The organism is Flavobacterium sp. YO12 (assembly GCF_004119495.1).
GTDB lineage: Bacteria > Bacteroidota > Bacteroidia > Flavobacteriales > Flavobacteriaceae > Flavobacterium.
Window position 1 is genome coordinate 57272 of record NZ_NRQU01000008.1, and the last position, 23557, is coordinate 80828.

General features: G+C 33.7%; 22 protein-coding genes and 2 riboswitches. Of the genes, 21 read left to right on the plus strand and 1 reads right to left on the minus strand.

Going from position 1 to position 23557, the window contains the following annotated elements; all coding sequences use genetic code 11:
- Window positions 1-367 precede the first annotated feature (367 nt).
- The 12 genes from BOW55_RS04130 to BOW55_RS04185 all read left to right on the plus strand — a co-directional run bounded on the left by BOW55_RS04130 (window position 368) and on the right by BOW55_RS04185 (window position 11926).
- Window positions 368-550 carry a hypothetical protein gene (locus BOW55_RS04130; protein WP_089057458.1) on the plus strand — a complete coding sequence of 61 codons (183 nt, stop codon included), beginning with the start codon at window positions 368-370 and terminating at the stop codon, window positions 548-550.
- A 66-nt stretch (window positions 551-616) separates the two neighbouring features.
- Window positions 617-1921: an O-acetylhomoserine aminocarboxypropyltransferase/cysteine synthase family protein gene (locus BOW55_RS04135; protein WP_089052577.1), complete on the plus strand. Its 1305-nt coding sequence runs from the start codon at window positions 617-619 to the stop codon at window positions 1919-1921.
- A 104-nt stretch (window positions 1922-2025) separates the two neighbouring features.
- On the plus strand, window positions 2026-3114 hold the full coding sequence (locus BOW55_RS04140) for an aspartate kinase (RefSeq protein ID WP_129023091.1): 1089 nt from the start codon (window positions 2026-2028) through the stop codon (window positions 3112-3114).
- 589 nt (window positions 3115-3703) lie between these two features.
- Window positions 3704-3898: a hypothetical protein gene (locus tag BOW55_RS04145; RefSeq protein ID WP_129023092.1), complete on the plus strand. Its 195-nt coding sequence runs from the start codon at window positions 3704-3706 to the stop codon at window positions 3896-3898.
- A gap of 187 nt (window positions 3899-4085) precedes the next feature.
- Window positions 4086-4194: riboswitch (SAM riboswitch) on the plus strand.
- A gap of 77 nt (window positions 4195-4271) precedes the next feature.
- A complete protein-coding gene (locus tag BOW55_RS04150) occupies window positions 4272-5255 on the plus strand; it encodes an alpha/beta fold hydrolase (RefSeq protein WP_241686468.1) in 984 nt (327 codons plus the stop codon).
- Window position 5256: 1 nt separating this feature from the next.
- A complete protein-coding gene (gene thrA / locus BOW55_RS04155) occupies window positions 5257-7671 on the plus strand; it encodes a bifunctional aspartate kinase/homoserine dehydrogenase I (protein WP_129023094.1) in 2415 nt (804 codons plus the stop codon).
- Window positions 7672-7729: 58 nt separating this feature from the next.
- A complete protein-coding gene (locus BOW55_RS04160) occupies window positions 7730-8287 on the plus strand; it encodes a hypothetical protein (RefSeq protein ID WP_129023095.1) in 558 nt (185 codons plus the stop codon).
- A 48-nt stretch (window positions 8288-8335) separates the two neighbouring features.
- Window positions 8336-8977 (plus strand): DUF3592 domain-containing protein, encoded by a 642-nt coding sequence (locus tag BOW55_RS04165; RefSeq protein WP_256371688.1) that lies wholly within the window; start codon window positions 8336-8338, stop codon window positions 8975-8977.
- Window positions 8978-8992: 15 nt separating this feature from the next.
- Window positions 8993-9418 carry an OsmC family protein gene (locus BOW55_RS04170; RefSeq protein ID WP_129023097.1) on the plus strand — a complete coding sequence of 142 codons (426 nt, stop codon included), beginning with the start codon at window positions 8993-8995 and terminating at the stop codon, window positions 9416-9418.
- A gap of 113 nt (window positions 9419-9531) precedes the next feature.
- A complete protein-coding gene (locus tag BOW55_RS04175; RefSeq protein WP_129023098.1) occupies window positions 9532-10704 on the plus strand; it encodes a PLP-dependent aspartate aminotransferase family protein in 1173 nt (390 codons plus the stop codon).
- Window positions 10705-10864: 160 nt separating this feature from the next.
- Entirely contained in the window at window positions 10865-11371 is a 507-nt protein-coding gene (locus BOW55_RS04180; RefSeq protein WP_129023099.1) for an RDD family protein, read from the plus strand.
- A 144-nt stretch (window positions 11372-11515) separates the two neighbouring features.
- Window positions 11516-11926 carry an Rrf2 family transcriptional regulator gene (locus BOW55_RS04185; RefSeq protein WP_089052586.1) on the plus strand — a complete coding sequence of 137 codons (411 nt, stop codon included), beginning with the start codon at window positions 11516-11518 and terminating at the stop codon, window positions 11924-11926.
- Between the two features lie 75 nt (window positions 11927-12001).
- Here BOW55_RS04185 and BOW55_RS04190 read toward each other — a convergent pair whose 3' ends face one another.
- Window positions 12002-12784, minus strand: a complete 783-nt coding sequence (locus BOW55_RS04190) for a sulfite exporter TauE/SafE family protein (protein WP_129023100.1) — start codon at window positions 12782-12784, stop codon at window positions 12002-12004.
- 304 nt (window positions 12785-13088) lie between these two features.
- On the opposite strand from BOW55_RS04190, the gene BOW55_RS04195 reads away from it, so the two are divergent.
- The 9 genes from BOW55_RS04195 to BOW55_RS04235 all read left to right on the plus strand — a co-directional run bounded on the left by BOW55_RS04195 (window position 13089) and on the right by BOW55_RS04235 (window position 23554).
- Window positions 13089-13991 (plus strand): sulfite exporter TauE/SafE family protein, encoded by a 903-nt coding sequence (locus BOW55_RS04195; RefSeq protein WP_129023101.1) that lies wholly within the window; start codon window positions 13089-13091, stop codon window positions 13989-13991.
- Window positions 13992-14017: 26 nt separating this feature from the next.
- Window positions 14018-14728, plus strand: a complete 711-nt coding sequence (locus BOW55_RS04200; RefSeq protein WP_129023102.1) for a phosphoadenylyl-sulfate reductase — start codon at window positions 14018-14020, stop codon at window positions 14726-14728.
- Between the two features lie 109 nt (window positions 14729-14837).
- On the plus strand, window positions 14838-15737 hold the full coding sequence (gene cysD / locus BOW55_RS04205; protein WP_017497285.1) for a sulfate adenylyltransferase subunit CysD: 900 nt from the start codon (window positions 14838-14840) through the stop codon (window positions 15735-15737).
- Window positions 15738-15886: 149 nt separating this feature from the next.
- Window positions 15887-17131, plus strand: coding sequence for a sulfate adenylyltransferase subunit 1 (locus BOW55_RS04210; RefSeq protein WP_129023103.1), 1245 nt, complete (start codon window positions 15887-15889; stop codon window positions 17129-17131).
- An 84-nt stretch (window positions 17132-17215) separates the two neighbouring features.
- Window positions 17216-19306 carry a HEPN domain-containing protein gene (locus BOW55_RS04215; RefSeq protein WP_129023104.1) on the plus strand — a complete coding sequence of 697 codons (2091 nt, stop codon included), beginning with the start codon at window positions 17216-17218 and terminating at the stop codon, window positions 19304-19306.
- Window positions 19299-20072, plus strand: a complete 774-nt coding sequence (gene cobA, locus BOW55_RS04220) for a uroporphyrinogen-III C-methyltransferase (RefSeq protein ID WP_129023105.1) — start codon at window positions 19299-19301, stop codon at window positions 20070-20072. The genes BOW55_RS04215 and cobA overlap by 8 nt, the downstream gene beginning before the upstream one ends.
- Window positions 20073-20172: 100 nt before the next feature.
- Entirely contained in the window at window positions 20173-20754 is a 582-nt protein-coding gene (locus tag BOW55_RS04225) for a bifunctional precorrin-2 dehydrogenase/sirohydrochlorin ferrochelatase (RefSeq protein WP_129023106.1), read from the plus strand.
- Window positions 20755-20852: 98 nt separating this feature from the next.
- Entirely contained in the window at window positions 20853-21905 is a 1053-nt protein-coding gene (locus tag BOW55_RS04230; RefSeq protein ID WP_068845756.1) for an NAD(P)/FAD-dependent oxidoreductase, read from the plus strand.
- A gap of 199 nt (window positions 21906-22104) precedes the next feature.
- Window positions 22105-22218, plus strand: a riboswitch (SAM riboswitch).
- A 331-nt stretch (window positions 22219-22549) separates the two neighbouring features.
- Window positions 22550-23554: a homocysteine S-methyltransferase family protein gene (locus tag BOW55_RS04235; RefSeq protein WP_129023107.1), complete on the plus strand. Its 1005-nt coding sequence runs from the start codon at window positions 22550-22552 to the stop codon at window positions 23552-23554.
- The last annotated feature ends 3 nt before the right edge of the window (window positions 23555-23557 follow it).

Consider the following 23557-nt stretch of genomic DNA (forward strand, 5'->3'; position numbering starts at 1 on the left):
CTGTTATCCCGATACCTATCGCGAGCAGCTAAACTTTTTAATCTTGATTTTTAATGCTGATTATTTGATTTTCAGTACTAGAAGAAAAAAATATATAAAATGTCAATTTTTAATTTGGTAGTTAAATAAATACTTATTACATTTACTCTATCGAATTAGTAGAATTTAAAATAAGACTTAAATTTTAATTAAAATGAAAACAATAGCAAGAAAAAATATGATGTGTTGTAGTATGATGCAAATGTGCATCCCAACTTGCTGTTGCCAAAAGTGAAAGATAAAATCTTTGTTATAGTTAGAACTATAAGCCCTTTTGGTCGCCATCCGAAAGGGCTTTTTTTTAATTCACACATTTAAAATTAAAATTATGAAAACACTAAATTCAATCGCAATAGAATATTTGTTGAGAAACGATTCTCAAAATAACAATAGCATATCAGAAGAGATAACAAAAGAAGTTGTAAGAATAAATACAGAGCAGAATATAAAAAGTCAAAAATCACTGCTGTTTCAAATGTATGATCTAGAAGATGAAGATCTTTTTATTTAAATTACAATTTCAAAATCAAATAACAATATATAATAGTATTAACAATACCTAAAAAACTAAGAAATCATGAGTACACAAAAATTTGCAACAAACGCATTACACGCAGGACACGATGTTACTAAAAACGCAGGAACAAGAGCAGTGCCAATTTATCAAACATCATCATATGTATTTAATAATTCAGATCATGCCGCCAATTTATTTGGTCTTGCCGAAGCAGGATTTATCTATACAAGATTAAACAACCCAACAAACGATGTTTTAGAGCAGCGTTTAGCGACACTTGAAGGCGGAATTGGAGCTGTTGTAACAGCTTCGGGAGCATCGGCAATTTCTACAGCCTTGCTGACATTGCTAAAAGCCGGCGATCACATTGTAGCTTCAAATAGTTTGTATGGCGGAACTTATAATTTATTAAGTGTAACATTACCGCGTTTAGGAATTACAACAACTTTTGTAGATCCTTCAAAACCAGAAAACTTTACAAAAGCAGCTAAAGAAAATACCAGAGCATTTTTTGTAGAATCTCTTGGAAATCCAAAATTGGATGTTTTAGATTTAAAAGGAATTTCGGTCGAAGCCAAAAACTTCAAAGTTCCTTTTATTGTAGACAATACAGTTGCTACACCTTATTTGTTGAATCCAATTGCGCATGGAGCAAACATTGTGATTCATTCCCTGACAAAATATATTGCCGGAAACGGAACTTCATTAGGCGGTGCTATTATTGATGCCGGAACTTTTGATTGGTCTAACGGAAAATTCCCCGAATTTACAGAGCCTTCTGCTGGATACCACGGATTAGTGTACCACGAAGCCTTAGGAAATGCAGCTTTTATAGCAAAAGCAAGAATCGAAGGATTGCGTGATTTTGGAGCAGCATTGAGTCCGTTCAATGCCTTTCAAATTATTCAAGGATTAGAAACGCTGCCAATTCGAATAAAAAAACACAGCGAAAATGCTTTGGCTTTAGCCGAATGGTTAGAGAAACAAGATGAGGTTGTGTGGGTAAATTATCCAGGTTTAAAATCAAGTAAATATTATGATTTATCACAGCAGTATTTGCCGCAAGGACAAAGCGGTGTTGTTACTTTTGGATTAAAAGGAGGTTTTGAAGCGGCAAAAAAAGTAGTTGACGAAACGAAACTGTTCTCGCTTCTGGCAAATATTGGAGATACAAAATCATTGATTATTCATCCAGCAAGTACAACGCACCAGCAATTGTCTGAAGAAGATCAATTATCGACGGGAGTTTCAAAAGATTTAATCCGACTTTCTGTTGGAATAGAAGATATTGAGGATTTGATTGCCGATTTAAAATCGGTGTTTGAAAACGTAGCTAAAACGCAGTACAATATCAGTAAAAATTAGGTTTTTTTGTTTTTTGTTTGAAAAATTGCCTTTAGCAGCGTGAGTTCTGCTAGAGGTGATTTTTTATAATAAAATCTCTTTATAGTTTTAAAACACTAAAAATTATGTCAAAGCTTAAAATAAATATTATTCTATTTGGAATAGGAAATATAGGAAGCACTTTAATCAATCAGATTATAGAAAGTCAGGAATTTTTCCTTAAGAGTAAAAATATCGACTTTCATTTTCCAATTATTACCAATTCTACAGTTGCCTTTTTCGAGAAAGAAGGCGTTGGATATGCTTGGGAAACCAATTTTAGAGAATTGGCAGTTCCTTTTAGAGTTGAAGATATTGTCGAATTTGCAAAAGAAAATGAATTTGAGAATTTAATTGCCGTAGATGCTACAGCAAGCGATGAACTTATTGGTCATTATAATACATTGATCGAAAACGGATTTAATATTGTTGCCGTAAATAAAAAAGCAAATACGCTCTCAATAGATCTTTACAAACAAATTAGAGAAAATCTTAAAAAGTATGATAAAGAGTTTTTATACGAAACCTCAGTTGATACTGGTTTTCCGGTTTTACAGACATTAAGAGATCTTTATTATTCAGGAGAAAAAATCACGAAAATTCGAGGCGTATTTTCAGATAACCTTAGTTATGTGTTTAATAGATTTTCGACAGAAGATAATTCATTCTCTTCCATTTTAAAAGATGCAGGTTTGTTAGGATTAATGCGTTCTACCTTTAAAGAAAATTTGTCAGGAAATGATACGGCAGGAAAACTGTTGATTTTAACTAGGGAAATAGGAAAAGAATTTGAACTCTCAGATATAAAGATTGACCCGCTTATAAAAGAAGAACATCTAGAGAAAAATGGAGTTCTTAATAGAGAAGCAATCGACAAATCCTTTAGAATAGAAAAAATTGCTCAGGCAGAAAATCATGTTTTACGATATGTTGGTGAATATGATGTTGAAAAAAACATATTAGAAGTAAAATTAATTTCAGAACCCATAACATCTGCAATAGGACAGTTAAAAGGTTCTGATACCATTTTTGAAATTTATACAGAATCCTATTCAAATACCCCAATTGTAATACAAAGTGCAGCCCCATGCAGACAAGCAATTTCCAGAGGTATAATTACAGATATTTTGAAAGTATCAGAGAAAATTAAAAACAAAGAAGCCGTTTGGCTGTAGGTGAAGTTAATGTTAGGAGCTAGTTCTTTGATAGATTGAAACAGAAAAGTTAGTTAATTTTTTGTAAGATTAAACCTGTAAATAATGAAAACACAATTTTGTAGGGTGTTTTTTAACGATAAAAGGTTGTTTTTTAACGTTTTTTAAGATTTTTTTCTTTTGAAATACTTGCGATATTGAAAAAATATTCGCACATTTGTATGACCCTAAATACTATCAAATACAATAAGTTAGCAATCTAAATAATAGTTATGCACGTCGGTTAAAGCCGCTGAATAAATTTTAAAATCAATAGAAGTATTTTCAGCAGTTTCGAGAAGCTTATAAAAACAAACAAATGCAAGAATTTTTTAAAATAACAGTCAAATCGCAAATGAATAAGTCACTACAGATGAACAAGATGTTCAATGTCGCACGTATTTGTGTATGCGTCTGTTGATACTAAAAGTATATATAAGTTCTAATAAAACTTAAACCCTTTTGGTATTAAAAACCCAAAAGGGTTTTTTTATTCCATTTGGTTACCATAACAAAGAATTAAAGAAAAAGTAAAGATTATAAAACGCAAACTAACTTAAACTTAAATATCATGAGCACATTAAACTACTTAACAAGAACATTGAAAAGCATAAGAACAAAAAGAAACAATTTGCCGCCGCCGACAAATGAATTGGTACACCCAAGATTCGGTATAAACGAGGCAGATAAAAAAACGGAGAAAAAAGATCCGAACTCATTATTGTTTTTGATGTATTCAAAAGAAAATGAAACGCTTTTTATCTAAATCAAAAAGTGTTATAAAATAGGGTAAAACCTGCATAAACTTACTGGGCAGTTTGTTCGGTAATTTTTTGCGTACAATAGTTTTGTTGAATTATGTTTAAGAAATTGCAGAATCAATTTCGATAAAATTTGCTTGTTTAAGAAATTAGTAGTTAATTTGCACCTTTAAGTTCAAAAACGTATTGAAAATGTTATAAAGAAAGGACGAGGGATTAGACCCGATGAATCCTTAGCAACCCTTCGTTAAATCGAAGAAGGTGCTGCATTCTACCACGCCCAAACGTGGAAAGATAACAACAAGAATTTTTCTAGTTTCACTCTAGACTTTCTTTCTAATATTTCCACATACAAATCAAAAATAAAAAGATTTGAAATTGGAAAATAGACCCAATCCCATTATAATTCAAGATTTCATCACAGAAAGTGGTGCACTTTATTCATCCTTACCATTAAGCTTTACGCTTTCTGGCAGACCTTTGCATACCGCGCCTATAGTTTTGGTAAATCATGCCTTAACCGGAAATGCGCAGGTTACAGGAAAAAATGGATGGTGGAATGATTTAGTGGGTGAAGAAAAAACAATCGACACCAACAAGTACACCGTTTTGGCATTTAATGTTCCAGGAAACGGAAACGATTCGTTTATAATCGAAAACTATCAAGACTTTACCACTAGAGACATTGCACGAATTTTTATAAAAGGACTTGAAGCTTTAAATATTGAGCAGGTATTTACAATAATAGGCGGTTCTGTTGGAGGAGGAATTGCTTGGGAAATTTTGGCTCTGGAACCAAATATCACCGAACATTTAATTCCGATAGCAACTGATTGGAAATCGACAGACTGGATGATCGCAAATTGCTATCTGCAAGAGCAAATCCTGAACAATTCTTCAAAACCCATAGAAGATGCCAGAATCCATGCAATGTTGTGTTACCGCTCTCCAGAATCATTCAAAGAAAAATTTCAACGCACCATCAATCAAGATCTCTTGATTTTTAATATAGAAAGCTGGCTGGCGCATCATGGTAAAAAACTGCAGCAGAGATACCAATTGTCATCATATAAACTGATGAATCAGCTGCTTAAAACCATCGATATTGCAAGAAACAGGGAAGATTTTGAAACTTTAATGTCTAAAACAAAAGCAGCGATTCATATCGTGGCCATCAACTCAGATTTGTTTTTTACACCAAAAGAAAATCTGGAAACCTATAATGAATTAAAAAAGTTTAAAGAAAATGTCACCTACAGCGAAATAGATTCTGTTCACGGACATGACGCTTTTTTAATAGAGTACAAACAATTAGATCATTTACTTGCCGATATTTTTAAGGCAGAAACAATAGCAAAATAAAATGAAAGTATTAAAATTTGGAGGTAAATCATTATCAAACGGAGAAGGACTTAATAAAGTTGTTTCAATCATTTCTGATAAAGTAAGTCAAGGCGAAAATATTGCTGTAGTGGTATCAGCTCGTGGAAACGCAACAGACGAGTTAGAATTTATTTTAAGCATCGCTGCCAAAAACGGAAGCTATAAAGAACTATTAGAGAATTTTAAGAAATATCAAATATCAGATTATCCGCAAGTAGATTTATCTGAAGAATTTAATGTTTTGGATAAGCTTTTTGAAGGTGTAAGCTTAATTGGAGATTACAGCAAAAAAATTAAAGATCAAATTTTGTCTAAAGGAGAATTGCTTTCGGCTAAATTATTGACGGCTATTTTGCTTGAAAAAGGAATTCCTGCCAACTTCGTTGATACAAGAGATTTGCTTAAAACCGATTCGAAATTTGGAGATGCTCAGCCTTTAGAGCAGCTTTCAAAGAAAAATGTGATTAATTATTTCAAAGAACATAATGGTTCAACTGTTAATATTGTAACAGGTTTCATAGGTTCAAACAACAATAACGACACAACAACTCTAGGAAGAAACGGAAGCAATTACACCGCTTCGTTAATTGCAAACTATCTAAATGCCGAGGAACTTCAAAATTTCACGCACGTAGACGGTATTTACACTGCAAATCCAGATTTAGTTGCCGATGCTAAGAAAATAGAATATTTATCGTTTAACGAAGCAAATGAGCTGGCAAATTTTGGAGCCACTATTCTGCATGCCAAAACAATTATTCCATTATTAGAAAAAAATATTCCGCTTCGTATTTTAAATACATTCAACCACGAAAATCGCGGTACATTAATTACTTCGGATTCTGCCAAAGAAGGAATTAAAACACTTTCTGTTTTAGAAAACGTTTCGTTAGTAAATCTTGAAGGACGAGGATTGCTTGGAAAATCTGGAGTTGATGCCAGAATTTTTAAAGTAATGGGCGATCATAATATAAGCGTCAGTATTATTTCGCAAGGTTCTTCAGAAAGAGGAATTGGACTTGTTGTTGCTACTGATAAAGCGACAACAGCTGTAGTTGAATTAGAAAAAGAATTCGAAAACGACTTTTATTCAAAAGATGTAAATCAGATTACAGTAACAGATAATGTTTCGGTAATTTCGATTATTGGGCAGGACTTAAGTACTTTTCACAAACCTTACACTGCTTTAATAAAAAACAAAATAGTTCCAATATTATTCAACAATACCGTTACAGGTAAAAACGTAAGTTTGGTTGTCAAAAAATCAGAACTTAATAAAGCGTTGAACGTAATTCATGGTGAGATTTTTGGAGTTTCCAAAAAAATCAATATTGCTATTATCGGTCACGGTTTAGTAGGAGGAACTTTAATTAATCAGATTTTAGAATCAGCATCAGCAATCGAAAAACGCAAAGATGTTAAATTGAATGTTTTTGCAATTGCAAATTCTAAAAAAGTACTTTTAAATAAAAATGGCGTAAATTCAGACTGGAAAAATGAAATTCAGACAAAAGGAGAAAACTACACCATAAACGATATTATCACTTATGCAAATGAGCATCATTTGGAGAATCTAATTGCAATTGATAATACTGCAAGTGCAAGTTTTGTCGAAAACTATATTCCGCTTGTCGAAAACAGTTTCGATTTGATTTCGTCTAATAAAGTAGCTAATACATTGAGTTATGGTTTCTATAAAGAATTAAGAAAAGCTTTAGCCGAAAATCAAAAGAATTATTTGTATGAAACCAATGTTGGTGCAGGATTACCATTAATTGACACAATTAAATTATTGCACCTTTCTGGAGAAAACATCACAAAAATAAAAGGAGTTTTCTCAGGAACATTAAGTTATTTGTTTAATAATTTCTCTGCAAAAGATGTTCCGTTCAGCGAAATTCTGAAAGAAGCAATTGATAACGGATATACAGAGCCAGATCCGCGTGAAGATTTATGCGGAAATGACGTAGGAAGAAAATTATTGATCTTGGCAAGAGAATTAGATTTACAAAATGAGTTCGAAGAAATCGCAATTCAAAATTTAATTCCAGAACATTTACGCGAAGGAAATGTTGCTGATTTCTTAACGAAACTAAAAGAATTCGATCCGATTTACGACAAAATAAAAGCCGATCAGAAACCAAATCATGTATTAAGATACATTGGTGAATTGTCTGGAGATTTGCAAAACGATAAAGGAAATCTAGAAGTAAAATTAGTTTCAGTTCCTTCAGATACAGCTTTGGGCGGATTGAAAGGTTCAGATTCTTTCTTCGAAATTTATACAGAATCATACGGAGATCGTCCAATCGTTATTCAAGGAGCCGGTGCAGGTTCTGCTGTAACAGCAAGAGGAGTTTTTGGAGATATTTTGAGATTGTCTGATAAAGGATAATTTGATTTTAGAGTGCAGATTTAGATTTATTAAAAGCCAATTAATGTATATTTATTGAATGAAAAAATTACTGATTTTACTGCTTTTCTCAAATATTTTGACCGCTCAGATTTCTAATGTTATCAGAAATAAAGACAGTTATACACAAGAAATTTTTCCTTACAAAGGAGTTCGAGCAATTCAAATAGATGAAGTTAGTGTTGTAGGAAAGGAAGACAATGTCTTTATTTTTTCGAAAATTGAAAAAAATGCCAATCCTGACAAAATGTATTTTCAAAGATTTACAAAAGTCAATGATAAATGGATTGTAAAAGCTGTTCTTGAAGTTAACCACAACGGAATCATTTCAGCTTGGGGAAGCCGAAAAGCTTTTGGTGATTATAATAAAGATAAAAGTGTTGACGCTCTTTTTATTTATGGATTGTATGATGCCGCTTTCAAACAGCAGTCAGTTCATTTGATTTTTTCACAAAAAGATCAGTTCTATACCATTGAGTCAAGTATTTCTGATGATTTTAAGACAAATAAATTCTCGGATAATTTTAAATCATTAGAGGCAGATTCTAAAAAACAGGTATTAGAATATTGGAGTAAATTAGATAAAAGAGACAAGTGATTTAAGATCCGTATTTATTTTTAGACGTAAATATTAAATTTAACAAATATTAAAAAGTTTTTAAAAAATTGGGGTTGTGGATTAGTATTCATTATTCCCTTTTTATTGGTAGGATTGGGAACTTTATTGTTTAGTTCGTATAATATTTTTAAAGCTGTACAAGCTAAAGGATGGACTCCAGTTTCTGCTAATATTGAAAAAACAGATATTACTTCCCATTCAAATAAAGGTACAATATCGCATGAAGTTATTGTTAGGTATCTTTATGTTATTGAAGGGAAAAAGTATTCAGGAAAAAGAATTGCATTTGGTTATGGTATGAACAATATTGATGATCATGACGGATTGTATTCTAAATTAGAAAACAGTAAAAAAGTCTTGGTTTACGTGAATCCTTCAAATAACGAAGAAAGCGTGATCGTTCCAGGAATGAATGATTCAATTACTGGTTTATTAATTTTTACAATATTATGGAATTCATTTATTGTAGTTTTTGGCATACTTCCTTTTGTGATAAAAGGGGTTGACGAAAATAATGAACCTAGATTTACAGCAAAAGAAGCTACTTGGATTATTTTTATAATATGGATAGTAGGTTTTGCGATTTTATTTAGCAATTGTTTTCATATAGATATAGAAAGTAAAATCAATGTTTTAGAAGCAAGAAATATTGATTTTGATATAGAATAAAAAAAGAAAAATACCATGAAAGTAACGTTAAACAGAGTAAATGACGCGTTTCATTTTAAATTAAAAAATGAAAGAGGTCACATAGTTGATGTTGACAGCAGAGCCGAATTTGGCGGAAGCGATTTAGGAGCTAGTCCAATGGAATTAGTTTTAATGGGCGTCGCTGGATGCAGTGCGATTGATATGATTTCGATTTTAAAGAAACAACGTCAGGAAATTACATCTTTTAATGCTGAGGTTGAAGGTGAGCGTGTGCAAATTGGCGAAGCAAAACCTTTTAAAGAAATTGATGTCGTTTTTTATTTAGAAGGCGATATCAATCCCGAAAAAGCTAAAAAAGCAGCACAGCTTTCTTTTGAGAAATACTGTTCTGTAGCCAAAACGGTAGAACCAACAGCAACAATTAAGTATAAAGTTGTCTTGAACAACGAAGCTTTATAGAATTAGATAATTAGTCAATTGGAGAATTTGATAATTTCTCTAAACAGTTTGAATTTTGAGTTCAGTAATAACCTGAAACTTTAAACAAAACAACAAAACAACAAAACAACACAATGAATACAGAAGAATTTGGTTTTGAAACACAAGCCATAAGAACACAATTAGAAAGATCTCAGTATCTAGAGCATTCGGTGCCATTATACTTATCGTCAAGCTTTGTATTTGAAGATGCCGAAGATATGAGAGCTTCTTTTACAGAAGAAAAAGAAAGAAATATTTACAGCCGTTTCAGCAATCCGAATACTACAGAATTTGTAGAGAAAGTTTGTAAAATGGAAGGTGCTGAATCTGGTTATGCATTCGCAACCGGAATGGCAGCGGTATATTCTACATTTGCTGCATTATTAAATTCAGGCGATCATATCGTTTCTGCAAGCAGTGTTTTTGGATCTACTCACGCTTTGTTTATGACTTATTTTCCAAAATGGAATATCGAAACTTCTTATTTCGAAATCAATAAGCCGGAAACAATTGAAAGTTTCATTAAACCAAATACAAAAATATTATATGCTGAGTCACCAACAAATCCTGGAGTTGATGTAATCGATTTGCAATTGTTGGGTGATATTGCCAAAAAACACAATCTGATTTTAATTATCGACAACTGTTTTGCAACACCATATTTACAGCAGCCAATTAAATTTGGAGCACATTTGGTAATACATTCTGCTACAAAATTAATTGACGGACAAGGACGTGTTTTAGGTGGAATTACGGTTGGAAATGAAGATTTAATCAGGCAGATTTATTTGTTTTCAAGAAATACAGGACCGGCCTTATCACCGTTTAATGCGTGGGTTCTTTCAAAAAGTTTAGAAACATTGGCAGTTCGTGTAGACAGACACTGTGAAAATGCATTGAAAGTAGCTGAGTTTTTAGAAAGTCATCCAAATGTGAATAGCGTAAAATATCCGTTCTTGAAATCGCATCCGCAATACGAAATTGCCAAAAAGCAAATGAAAGCGGGCGGAAATATTATTGCTTTTGAAATTAAAGGTGGAATTGAAGCGGGAAGAAAATTCCTGAATTCAATAAAACTTTGTTCATTATCTGCTAATATTGGAGATACTAGATCAATTGTAACTCATCCAGCATCAACAACACACAGCAAATTATCTGAAGCAGATCAATTAGCAGTTGGAATTACGCAGGGTTTAGTGCGTGTTTCAGTTGGTTTAGAAACGGTAGAAGATGTAATTGCCGATTTAAAGCAAGCGCTTGACTAAAATCTTGATTTTAGAATACAAAAAGAAAGACGATTTTTAACTGTAAAATAATTACTGTTAAAAATCGTCTTTCTTTTTTTTGTGATGTCAGTAAAAAGTATACTTTTGTTAATTACAAAATCAAAAGTTATTAATAATCAACTACTAAACCACATTACACATGAGCAATTCTACTTACGTTTTAGATGATAAATTATTAGTGTCAGCTGGAGCACGTTTTTTACATTATGTTATTGATCTTTTAGCTTTTTTTGTCATTTTAATCCTTATTGGAGCAGTAATTGGTGTTCTTTCGGCCTTACTTGATGTTACTGCATTGTCAGACTGGATGAACGGTTTAGGTGATTTAGGATGGAATCTTATTGCTATTATTGTCTCTTTAATTTATTATATCGCTATGGAAGGATTATTAGGCAGAACAATAGGAAAATACATTACAGGAAGTATTGTCGTAGATGAAAATGGTCAGAAACCTGATTTTGGAACTATTGTAAAAAGAAGTTTTTGCCGTTTAATTCCTTTTGATGCACTTACTTTTTTAGGAGGCTCTAGAGGATGGCATGATTCAATTTCAGGAACCTATGTGGTAAGTAAAAAAGCACTAGATGAAGAGGTGAAATCATTTCATGAATTCAATTTAATAGGAGTTCAAGAAGTAAATCAATAAAACTATACTATTTTGGTAGAATATAGTTTTCTATTCTGTTAGTATTCTCGTTCAAAAAGTCTATTTTTGTTGCAGAAAAACTATTAAGATTGTTTATTTTAGTGAGAATCTAAAAAGGAGCGGTCTATAATCTAAAATATAAAAATGCTTTCAAAGAAAACAAAATACGGAATTAAAGCTTTAACTTATTTGGCCAGACGCGAGAACAACGAACCTGTACAAATCGCTGAAATTGCGAAAAGCGAACATATTTCGATTAAATTTCTAGAAAGTATTTTATTGCTTCTTAGAAATTCAGGTTTCTTGGGTGCTAAAAAAGGAAAGGGCGGAGGTTATTATTTAATCAAAGATCCAAAAGATATTAGTATGGCAAAAGTGTACCGTATTCTTGAAGGTCCAATTGCATTGCTGCCATGTGCGAGTCATAATTTTTATGAAAAATGCGACGATTGCGACGATGAAGATTCCTGTGCTGCACGTCGTTTAATGACAGAAGTGAGAGATAATACACTTAAAATATTAGAAAGTAATTCATTAGCCGATATTGCATTTTAATGATTTATTATAAAAATAAAAATGACCATTTCAGAAATATGAAATGGTCATTTTTTATTGTAACCCTTTGATCTACTAAAAAATAAGTTTATATCCTGCAAGGAAAAGCATTACTGCGATCGAATTTCTAAGAAATGCATCAGGAACTTTTCCACTTAGACTGCTTCCTATATATATTCCAGGAAGTGATCCCAATAATAACTGACCTAATAAAGCTAAATCTAAATTTCCCATCGAAGCATGACCAAGACCTGCAACAAGTGTTAAAGGTACAGCATGCGCAATTTCGGTTCCTACTAAACGAGGTGTAGGCAAGAGCGGATAAAGAAAAAACAAAGTTACAGTTCCTAATGCACCAGCTCCAATAGAAGTTAAAGTTACAGTAGCTCCTAATAATATTCCGATGCCGATTGTAAGCATGTTTTGAGTGGTGCTTTCGCTGTGAAACTTATCTCCCGCATGTTTTTGAGAGAAATTTAAAAGTTTCTTTTTGAATATAATAGCTATCGAGGTAAATAATAATGCCCAGCCTAAACTATACTTAATTACGCGATTGATAGTTTCAATATCTGTTTTAATGCTGTTTAATATCCATAAAGTGACTAAAGCAGCGGGAACACTTCCTAAAGTAAGCCAGCCAGTAATTTTCCAGTTGATATTGCCTTTTTTGTTGTGAACAAATATACCACCGGCTTTAGTAAAAGCAGCGTAGAGCAAATCGGTTCCAACAGCCTTAGTTGGCGGAATGCCAAAGTATAATAAAATTGGAGTCATTAAAGAGCCGCCTCCAACGCCAGTTAGTCCTACAATAAAGCCAACGACTAAACCTGCAATTACAAGGCCTATTTGAAAATCCATAACTAAAAAAAATTTGGCGCTAAAGTAACAACAATTTTATAATTATCCTATAGATATTGTAGAGATTAAAAAATGTATTTAAAAAACAAATGATTTTAAGAGAGATGTTGTTTAAATACGATGCGTTTTGATTTCATTTGTTAAATTAATTTATTGAAAGGGTACAGCAGTAATTCATAGGTAATTAGAGCTTTAAAAAAAATAAAATATTGTTTTGATTTTTAGAAATAAGTAGTACTTTTGCAAAGTAATCTATTAACCCGATAGGGTAATAGGTTTTGAAAACAAATCAAATAGTATTAATATGGAGAAAGAACTGAAAATAAATAGTATTGATGTGAAGTCTGAAGCTTCATTAAAAGAAAAGCTTTGGATTGTAATACCAGTAGTTTTATTAGTAGGTCTATTATCAACATTGATTTATAATCATTATGCTGATTTTTCTGTAGATGCTTTTATAGCAGGATTCAATCAAGAATTTTTAGTGTTTTTTGCTATTGGAGTTTTCGCTCAATTGGTTGATGGTACTTTAGGAATGGGATACGGAGCAACTTCAACGTCATTTTTATTGGCCTATGGAGTGCCGCCAGTTGTGAGCAGTACTGCAGTTCACGTATCTGAAATGTTTACAACGGGAGCTTCTGCCCTTTCACATCACAGATTTGGAAACATCAATAAAAAGTTAGTTAAACATTTATTGATTCCAGGGGTTTTAGGTTCAATAACAGGAGCTTATTTATTGTCAGATGTTATTAATGGGGATATTATTAAGCCATTTATTGCAGTATACATGATTGTTTTGGCAGTCATTATTATTAAAAAAGCCCTGAAGAAAAGTATTGTAAAAAAGAAAACCAAAAAACTTGGTTATTTAGCTGTTTTTGGAGGTTTTATGGATTCAGTTGGCGGCGGAGGCTGGGGGCCAATCGTGACTTCTACCTTATTAGGAAGAGGAAGAAATCCAAGATATACAATTGGTTCAGTAAATGCAGCTGAGTTTGCGATTTCATTTGCAAGTGGTATTACGTTCATGCTTTTTGGAGGAATCCACGGCTGGCAGGTAATTATCGGATTGATTTTAGGAGGAGTTATTTCAGCGCCATTAGCAGCATATTTGGTAAATAAAATCAAAAGAAAACCAATGATGGTTGCGGTTGGAGTTCTAATTATAGTTTTGAGTTTAAAAACATTATCTAAATTATTATAAAAATAATTTTAGAAAGGAAAGAGATTATGAGTGCGATTATTGTACAAGAATTATTAGATAAAACAAAAGATTTTTCGCTTGACGGAACCTTAGTTTTTTTAGCAAAAGAGTTTCCGGGAAAAGTAATTTTTTCGACTTCTTTTGGACAGGAAGATCAGGTAATTACAGATTTTATTGCAAAAAACAATACTGATATTACCGTTTTCACTTTAGACACTGGAAGATTGTTTCAGGAAACTTACGACGTTTTTCATAAAACATTAAAAAAGTATAAAAGACCTATTGAAGTTTATTTTCCAGAAGCAGCAGCGGTAGAAAATTTACTAAAAGAAAAAGGGCCAAACAGCTTTTACGATTCAGTTGAAAACAGAAAAGAATGTTGTTTTATTCGAAAAGTGGTTCCGTTAAGAAAAGCTTTGGCAGGAAACTCAGTTTGGATTACGGGATTAAGAGCCGAACAATCAGAAAACAGACAAGATCTGCATTTGTTTGAATACGACGGAAACTTCGAAATCATAAAATTCAATCCGTTGCTAAAATGGACTTTAGAAGAAGTTGAAACATATTTGTCAGATAATAATGTTCCTCAAAATGCTTTACACAAACAAGGTTTCGTAAGCATTGGTTGCGCGCCTTGTACAAGAGCAATTTTTCCAGGTGAAGATATTAGAGCCGGAAGATGGTATTGGGAATCGAGCCATAAAGAGTGTGGTTTGCATAGTGCTAAGAAAGAATAAAGAAGCAAGAGCAAAGAGAATAGAAAATAGAATAAATAGTGTAAAGTTTTAGAGTAACTCACAACTTAAAATCTAAAACTTGAAACTAAAAAATATCAAACAAAAAACAATGAGTTCAGTATTAAAAACAAACGCTTTAGAGAGTGAAGCGATATACATTTTCAGAGAAGTAATTTCACAGTTTGACAAACCGGTTTTACTTTTCTCAGGAGGAAAAGATTCTATCACATTAGTGCGTTTAGCGCAGAAAGCATTTTTCCCTGCTAAGATTCCGTTTCCTCTATTGCATGTTGATACAGGACACAATTTCCCTGAAACAATTGCTTTTAGAGATAAATTGGTAGAAGAATTAGGTTTAGAGTTGATCGTTCGTAATGTTCAGGATGCTATTGATGAAGGAAAAGTGGTGGAAGAAACAGGAAAATATTCTAGTAGAAACAGCCTGCAAACCACAACGCTTTTAGATGCAATTGAGGAGTTCAAATTTGATGCTTGTATTGGTGGTGCGCGTCGTGATGAAGAAAAAGCAAGAGCGAAAGAACGTATTTTCTCAGTTCGTGATGATTTCGGACAATGGGACGAAAAGAATCAGAGACCTGAGTTGTTTGATATTTTGAATGGAAAAATTGAAAATGGGCAAAACGTTCGTGTTTTTCCAATTTCAAACTGGACAGAATTAGATGTTTGGAGTTATATCGAAAAAGAACATATCGAGATTCCATCGATCTATTTTTCACATAAAAGAAAAGTTTTTTTGAGAGACGGTTTAATCTGGTCGCATTCTCCTTTTGTGTACCAAGAAGAAGACGAACAAATCGAAGAAAGAATTGTTCGCTTCAGAACCGTTGGAGATATGAGTTGTACAGCAGCAGTTGAATCTTACGCAGCAACAATCGAAGAAGTAGTTGGAGAAATTAGATCATCAACTATTTCAGAAAGAGGAGCCAGAATTGATGACAAACGTTCTGAAGCTGCAATGGAAAAGAGAAAACAACAAGGATACTTTTAATAATTATGAATTGTTAATTGTAAATGCAATTCGGAACGAAATTTAAAAGTAGAATCAAGAAAACAAAAACATACAGATTTAAATTTTAGACAAAGTTTTTCAACTTGAAACTTGAAACAAAAATTAAACCTGAAACAAAATATTACAGAATGGACGTTTTAAAAATAGCAACAGCAGGAAGTGTAGATGACGGAAAAAGTACTTTGATCGGGAGATTATTGTACGATACAAAATCATTGACGACTGACAAAATAGAAGCAATCGAAAAAAGCAGTAAACAAAAAGGATACGATTATCTTGATTTTTCTTTGGCAACAGATGGTTTAGTAGCAGAAAGAGAGCAAGGAATCACGATTGACGTTGCGCATATTTATTTTTCGACTGCAAAGAAAAGTTACATTATCGCCGATACTCCGGGGCACGTAGAATATACAAGAAACATGGTTACAGGAGCTTCGACTTCTCAGGTTTCTATTATTTTAATTGATGCCAGAAAAGGAGTAATCGAGCAAACATACCGTCACTTTTTTATCAATAATTTATTGAGAGTAAAAGAAGTAATCGTTGCGATTAATAAAATGGATTTAGTTGATTATTCAGAAGAAGTTTTCAATAAAATCAAAGCTGATTTTGAGGCTTTAAACGCAAAAAGTACTTTCAAAGAACAAAACGTAAGTTACATTCCGTTAAGTGCAATCAATGGTGGAAACGTTGTGGACAAATCGGAGAACATGCCTTGGTACAACGGACAAACTGTTTTAGAACATTTAGAAGGATTGCATTCTCATGATGTTTACGAAGCAGGAAAAGCACGTTTTCCAGTTCAGACAGTTATTCGTCCAAAAACTGAAGAATACCACGATTTTAGAGGTTACGCAGGAAAATTATACGGAAACTCTATTAAAGTTGGAGATGCCGTAACGGTTCTTCCTTCTTTAACCGAATCAAAAGTATCTAAAATTCACTTTTTCGATAAAACATTTGACGAAGCCGTTGCAGGTTCTTCAATTACAATCGAATTAGAAAATGACATCAATGTAACAAGAGGTGATATGATTGTAAAATCATCAGAACTTCCAAAAATTGAAAAAGATATTACCACAACAGTTTGCTGGATGGACAGTAAAAAACTGGTTGCAGGAACTAAATATTTGGTACAGCACAATACAAACAGAGTTTTAGCAAAAGTAGAAAGCATTAAAAATACAATTGCTACAGATTACTCTGGAACGACAGAAGCTTCACAATTAGCCATTAACGAAATTGGAGAAGTAACGATCAAATTAAGCAAACCGTTATATTTTGATTCATACAACGAAAACAAATCAAACGGAGCTTTTATCCTAATTGATACAGCAACAAACACAACAGCAGGAGTAGGTTTCATCAGATAGTTGATGGTTTTTGGTTGATAGTTGATGGTTTTTACAGCCAACAACCAACAACCAGCAACCGACAACCAAAAACTCAAAAGAGAAATGGAAAGTTTTAGAACAGAAATAGAAAATCCGGTAGTTCAGAAGGAGATTATCGAATTAGAAAAAAAGATTCACTTATTCCGTGGAGGAAAAATTGATGATGAACGTTTTCGTAGTCTTCGTTTAGCGCGTGGAATCTACGGTCAGCGTCAGGAAGGCGTTCAGATGATTCGTATCAAATTGCCATATGGAAAAGTTACCAGTGAGCAATTAGTGCGTATCACACAAGTTTCTGATGAATATTCTACAGGACGTTTGCACATTACAACGCGTCAGGATATCCAGATTCACTATGTGAGTTTAGACAGAACGCCAGAACTTTGGGCAGATTTGGCTAAAGACGATATCACACTTCGTGAAGCTTGTGGAAACACGGTTAGAAATATTACAGGAAGCGAATTGGCTGGAGTTGATGTAAACGAACCATTTGATGTTTCGCCTTATGCACACGGACTTTTCCAATATTTGTTGAGAAATCCAATTTGTCAGGAAATGGGACGTAAATTTAAAATTTCGTTCTCTTCTTCAGATGAAGATACTGCTTTGAGTTATTTGCACGATTTAGGATTTATTCCGAAAATTAAAGACGGACAAAAAGGTTTCAAAATCATGTTTGGAGGAGGTTTAGGATCTCAGCCAGCGCATGCGGAATTGCTTTCAGAATTCGTTCCAGTAAACGAAATCATTCCAACAGCAGAAGGAATCATCCGTATTTTCGACAGATACGGAGAACGTGCCAAAAGAATGAAAGCACGTATGAAATTCTTAATCAAAGAAATGGGAAGAGATGTATTCCTTGATTTGGTTGAAAAAGAGAAAAAAGCCATTGCTTTTGAAACATACGAAATCGACACAACCGCTTTTGACGGCCCAATTACTGAGCCAGTTTTAGAAGTTCCACAAGTTACAATCGAAGATACAGAAGCGTATGAAGCGTGGAAAAATTCGAATGTGATTGCACAAAAGCAAGCAGGATATTATGCTATTGGAATCAAAGTTTTATTAGGAGATTTTTACACTGATAAAGCACGATTGTTAGCCAATTTAATTAAGAATTACGGAGCAAATGAATTACGTTTTTCATTGCGTCAAAATATTGTAATACGTCACATAAAAGAAGAGAATTTACCATTCTTTTATCAAGAATTAGCGAAGTTGGATTTTGTTCAGCTAGGATATAATTCAGTTGGAGATATTACGGCATGTCCGGGTACTGATACTTGTAATTTGGGGATTGCAAGTAGTACCGGTATTGCAGAAGAATTAGAAAGAGTTTTAAGTGCCGAATATCCTCAGTATTTAAACAACCGCGAAATCGAAATTAAAATTTCAGGCTGTATGAACGCTTGTGGACAACATAATATGTCTGCAATTGGATTCCAAGGAATGTCTATCAACTCAGGAAAACTAGTGGCTCCGGCTTTACAAGTTTTATTGGGCGGAGGAAGATTAGGAAATGGAGCAGGACGTTTTGCTGATAAAGTAATTAAAGTACCTAGCCGTAGAGGCCCAGATGCATTGCGTACCATTTTAAATGATTTTGATGCTAACGGAAGCGGACAAAAATTCCTTGATTATTATGATACAAAAGGAGAAAAATATTTCTACGAAATCTTAAAACCTTATGCAGATGTTACCAATTTAACAGAAGCAGATTTTGTGGATTGGGGCAACGCAGACAATTACGTAAAAGCAGTTGGAGTTGGGGAATGTGCCGGAGTTGTGATCGATTTAGTAGCGACATTATTGTTTGAAGCTAAAGAGAAATTGATTTTGGCTCAGGAATCATTCGACGAGAAAAAATGGTCAGATGCAATTTACCATGCTTACGCTGGATTTGTAAATGGAGCAAAAGCATTGTTATTGTCAGAAAACCAAAAAACAAACCATCACGCAGGAATTGTAGACTTGTTTGATACTGTTTTCATTGACACAAATAAAATCGAATTAAACTCAACTTTTAAAGACTTGGTTTACCAAATCAATAAAAATGAACCATCTGAAGCTTTCGCTAAAGGTTACATTGCACAAGCAACTGTTTTCTTTGATAAAATCGAAACTTTCAGAGCTCAGGAATTAGAAAATGCTTAATATAAAACCCAAAATAACTTTAGTCGGTGCAGGTCCGGGCGATCCCGATTTACTTACGTTAAAAGCTGTAAAAGCATTGGCTGAAGCAAATGTGGTTTTATACGACGCTTTGGCCAACGAAGAAATTCTGGATTACGCACCAAAAAATGCCATTAGAATTTTTGTTGGAAAAAGAATTGGAAATCATGCTTACACGCAGGATCAAATCAATCAATTGATTGTGGATAATGCTTTGACTTACGGAAACGTAGTTCGATTAAAAGGCGGAGATCCATTTATTTTTGGAAGAGGAAGTGAAGAAGTGGAATTTGCAGAAAGTTTCGGAATTGAAACCATCGTAGTTCCCGGAATTTCATCAGTAGTTGCTGTTCCCGCAAGTCAGGGAATTTCAATTACAAAAAGGGGTGTTTCAGAAAGCTTTTGGGCCATTACAGGAACAACATCTGATAGAAAATTATCTTCAGATGTAGCTTTGGCAGCGCAATCATCTGCAACCGTTGTAATCTTGATGGGGATGCACAAACTGCCTCAAATCATTGATTTATTTCAAAAAGAGGATAAAGGAAATTTACCCGTTGCAATCATTCAAAATGGAACAACAGCAGAAGAAAAAGTAGGCGTAGGAACAGTCGATTCGATTTTGGAAGTTGTAAAACAAAAAGAATTAGGTTCTCCCGCGATTATTGTTCTAGGAGAAGTTGTGAGAGAAAGCAATAAATTAAAAGGATTCTACGAAGAATTTTTTACGAAAGAAATCGCAAGATAATAAAACATAACCCGAGGTTTCAACCTCGGGAACGCACGGATATTTAATTCAATACGGATCAAAAAATCATCTAATTTTGTTTAGATGAAATTAAATTAAAATGGAACAAAACGAATTATATCCCATATTCTTAAAACTTCATAATCTGAATGTTTTAATTGTGGGCGGAGGAAATGTAGGGTTGGAAAAGCTTTCTTTCTTATTAAAGTCAAGTCCAAATGCGAATGTTGAGATTGTAGCGCCAGATTTTCATTTAGAAATTAAAGTTTTAGCCGAAAATCATCCATCAATTAAATTGACGGAAGCGAAGTTCAAAAAGAAAATGCTCAAAAAGCGTCACATGGTAATTGCCTGTACAGACAATTTAAAAGTGAATAAAAGAGTATATGATTTAGCGAGAAAACGTTGTTTGATTTGCAATATCGCCGATACACCCGATTTATGCGATTATTATCTAGGCGGAATTGTAACAAAAGGGAATGTCAAAATTGCCATTTCAACAAATGGAAAATCGCCAACAACAGCAAAAAGGCTTCGGGAGTTTTTTGAAGAAGTAATTCCAGAGGATATTAATCAAATGGTTGAAAACCTCAATGAATACAGAAAAACGCTTAAAGGTAATTTTGAAGATAAAGTAAAGAAGATGAATGAAATAACGGCTTCTTTGAAAAATAGAGAATAAAAATTTCCAGAGAAATGAATAATGATAAAAATCATTGTCAGTAGAATAAATTATTCGTTTCTTTGTATTATTAAGAATGATTATAAACAACAACCATAATGATTAAAACAGATATACTTATAATTGGAGCAGGACCAACAGGTTTATTTGCCGTGTTCGAGGCAGGATTGTTAAAATTAAAATGCCACATTTTAGATGCACTACCACAAGCAGGAGGGCAGCTGTCAGAGTTATATCCAAAGAAACCAATTTATGATATTCCTGGATTTCCAGAAGTATTAGCAGGAGATTTAATTGATGGTTTGCAAGAGCAAATCAAACAATTTGAGCCGGGCTTTACTTTAGGTGAGCGTGCAGAAACTATCGAAAAACAAGAAGACGGAAGTTTTATTGTAACATCAAATAAAGGAACTAAATTTCACGCGCCTGTTATTGCAATCGCTGGAGGTTTAGGAAGTTTTGAGCCACGTAAACCGCTTATCGAAGATATCGAGTTTTATGAAGATAAAGGAGTAAAATACTTCATCAAAAATCCGGAGAAATTCAGAGACAAAAGAGTTGTAATTGCAGGAGGAGGAGATTCAGCATTAGACTGGAGTATCTTCTTAGCAAATGTAGCTTCAGAAGTAACTTTGATTCATAGAAGAAACGAATTTAGAGGTGCTTTAGACTCAGTAGAAAAAGTGCAAGAATTAAAAACTGCAGGAAAAATTAAATTAATTACACCAGCAGAAGTTATCGGAATCAATGGAGCAGAGCATGTTGAATCATTAGATATCGAAGAAAACGGAGCGCACCGTAAAATCGAATGTGACTATTTCATTCCACTTTTCGGATTAACACCAAAATTAGGTCCAATAGGAGACTGGGGATTAGAAATCGAGAAAAATGCCATCAAAGTAAACAATGCATTAGATTACCAAACGAATATTCCGGGAATCTTTGCCATTGGAGACGTAAACACATATCCAGGAAAGTTAAAGTTAATCCTTTGTGGTTTCCACGAAGCAACTTTAATGTGCCAAGCTGCTTACCAAATCATCAATCCAGGTAAAAAATATGTATTGAAATATACAACAGTTTCTGGTGTAGACGGTTTCGATGGAACTCGTAAAGAAGCTCCAAAAGCGGTTGTGAAAGCGATTGTTTAATTGAAGGTACTGAGGTTCTAAGGTACTAAGGTTTTTATATACAAAGCTCAAACTTTTAGTTTGGGCTTTTTTTGTGAGGCAAAACTTTAAACATATAGACTTAGAATCTTAGTGACTTAGAACCTCAGAACCTTAGAAAAAAAACATTTGCAAATCGAAACCCTATTTCATACCTTTGCACTGTTCTTAAAATTATTGTCAGTTATCACGAAAGGCGGAGGGATAGACCCGATGAAACCTTAGCAACCCTTTATCATAAAGAAGGTGCTAAATTCTACTTTATACTAATCATAGTATTTAAGATAGATAACACAAATACATACTCGTATTTCTCAAAACTTTTCTCGATAACATATAATATTTACTGAAACAGATTCTGTATCAGGAGCGAATCATTGGCGCATTTTTGCAGTCAGTAGTTCCCGCTTTACGTTGCAATCATTTTGCTTTTTAAAGAAAAAAGCAAAATAATTTCCACTTCAATCGGGGCTAAAAAGCCGGCAATAGTGAACTTTTGGAATTAATGTGAAAAATATCGAAGGCTAAACCCGACAGTTTTTTAAAACCTGTCGGGTTTAAATAGAGCCTTCAAAATTAAAAATAAAAAAAAGCTTGGCGCCTTAGCGTCTTAGTGGCAAAAAAATATGGCAATTACGATACAAGAAGCAATAAAAAAAAATATCCTAATCCTCGACGGAGCAATGGGAACAATGTTGCAACGCTATAATTTCTCCGAAGAAGATTTTAGAGGAGAGCGTTTCAAAGATTTTCCGCATCCGTTAAAAGGAAACAACGATTTACTATCCCTAACACAACCACAAGCGATCCGCGATGTGCACGCCGCTTATTATGAAGCTGGTGCTGATATTGTAGAAACGAATACCTTTTCAGGAACGACAATCGGTATGGCCGATTATCATATGGAAGATTTGGTTTACGAGTTAAACTACGAATCGGCAAAAATCGCCAGACAAGTAGCCGATGAGTTTACTGCAAAAAATCCGGATAAACCACGTTTCGTAGCCGGTTCAATTGGACCAACAAACAGAACCGCAAGTATGTCTCCAGACGTAAACGATCCAGGTTACAGAGCCGTAACGTTCGACGATTTACGAATCGCATACAAACAACAAGCAGAAGCTTTAATGGACGGTGGCTGTGATTTACTTTTAGTAGAAACAATTTTCGATACATTAAACGCAAAAGCTGCGCTTTTTGCAATCGAAGAAGTAAAAGAAGAACGCAATCTTGATATTCCAATCATGGTTTCAGGAACCATTACAGATGCTTCAGGAAGAACGCTTTCAGGACAAACTGTTGAAGCATTTTTGATTTCAGTTTCACATATTCCGTTATTAAGCGTAGGATTCAATTGCGCTCTTGGAGCCGATTTATTGAAACCATATTTAAAAACATTAGCTCACAATACAAGTTTTAATGTTTCGGCACATCCAAACGCAGGATTGCCAAATGCTTTCGGACAATACGATGAAACACCAGAACAAACTCAAGCCTTCATCGAAGAATATTTAGACGATAATTTAATCAATATCATTGGAGGTTGTTGCGGAACAACTCCAGATCATATTCGATTAATGGCTGAGGTTGCGAAAGATTATAAGCCGAGAGTAGCGCCAGTTATTTCGTAAGCA

Excerpts from the sequence above, each read along its gene's own strand:
- BOW55_RS04130 (WP_089057458.1), top strand. The coding sequence starts at position 368 with ATGAAAACACTAAATTCAATCGCAATAGAATATTTGTTGAGAAACGAT.
- BOW55_RS04135 (WP_089052577.1), top strand. The coding sequence starts at position 617 with ATGAGTACACAAAAATTTGCAACAAACGCATTACACGCAGGACACGAT.
- BOW55_RS04140 (WP_129023091.1), top strand. The coding sequence starts at position 2,026 with ATGTCAAAGCTTAAAATAAATATTATTCTATTTGGAATAGGAAATATA.
- BOW55_RS04145 (WP_129023092.1), top strand. The coding sequence starts at position 3,704 with ATGAGCACATTAAACTACTTAACAAGAACATTGAAAAGCATAAGAACA.
- thrA (WP_129023094.1), top strand. The coding sequence starts at position 5,257 with ATGAAAGTATTAAAATTTGGAGGTAAATCATTATCAAACGGAGAAGGA.
- BOW55_RS04160 (WP_129023095.1), top strand. The coding sequence starts at position 7,730 with ATGAAAAAATTACTGATTTTACTGCTTTTCTCAAATATTTTGACCGCT.
- BOW55_RS04170 (WP_129023097.1), top strand. The coding sequence starts at position 8,993 with ATGAAAGTAACGTTAAACAGAGTAAATGACGCGTTTCATTTTAAATTA.
- BOW55_RS04175 (WP_129023098.1), top strand. The coding sequence starts at position 9,532 with ATGAATACAGAAGAATTTGGTTTTGAAACACAAGCCATAAGAACACAA.
- BOW55_RS04180 (WP_129023099.1), top strand. The coding sequence starts at position 10,865 with ATGAGCAATTCTACTTACGTTTTAGATGATAAATTATTAGTGTCAGCT.
- BOW55_RS04185 (WP_089052586.1), top strand. The coding sequence starts at position 11,516 with ATGCTTTCAAAGAAAACAAAATACGGAATTAAAGCTTTAACTTATTTG.
- BOW55_RS04190 (WP_129023100.1), bottom strand. The coding sequence starts at position 12,784 with ATGGATTTTCAAATAGGCCTTGTAATTGCAGGTTTAGTCGTTGGCTTT.
- BOW55_RS04195 (WP_129023101.1), top strand. The coding sequence starts at position 13,089 with ATGGAGAAAGAACTGAAAATAAATAGTATTGATGTGAAGTCTGAAGCT.
- BOW55_RS04200 (WP_129023102.1), top strand. The coding sequence starts at position 14,018 with ATGAGTGCGATTATTGTACAAGAATTATTAGATAAAACAAAAGATTTT.
- cysD (WP_017497285.1), top strand. The coding sequence starts at position 14,838 with ATGAGTTCAGTATTAAAAACAAACGCTTTAGAGAGTGAAGCGATATAC.
- BOW55_RS04210 (WP_129023103.1), top strand. The coding sequence starts at position 15,887 with ATGGACGTTTTAAAAATAGCAACAGCAGGAAGTGTAGATGACGGAAAA.
- BOW55_RS04215 (WP_129023104.1), top strand. The coding sequence starts at position 17,216 with ATGGAAAGTTTTAGAACAGAAATAGAAAATCCGGTAGTTCAGAAGGAG.
- cobA (WP_129023105.1), top strand. The coding sequence starts at position 19,299 with ATGCTTAATATAAAACCCAAAATAACTTTAGTCGGTGCAGGTCCGGGC.
- BOW55_RS04225 (WP_129023106.1), top strand. The coding sequence starts at position 20,173 with ATGGAACAAAACGAATTATATCCCATATTCTTAAAACTTCATAATCTG.
- BOW55_RS04230 (WP_068845756.1), top strand. The coding sequence starts at position 20,853 with ATGATTAAAACAGATATACTTATAATTGGAGCAGGACCAACAGGTTTA.
- BOW55_RS04235 (WP_129023107.1), top strand. The coding sequence starts at position 22,550 with ATGGCAATTACGATACAAGAAGCAATAAAAAAAAATATCCTAATCCTC.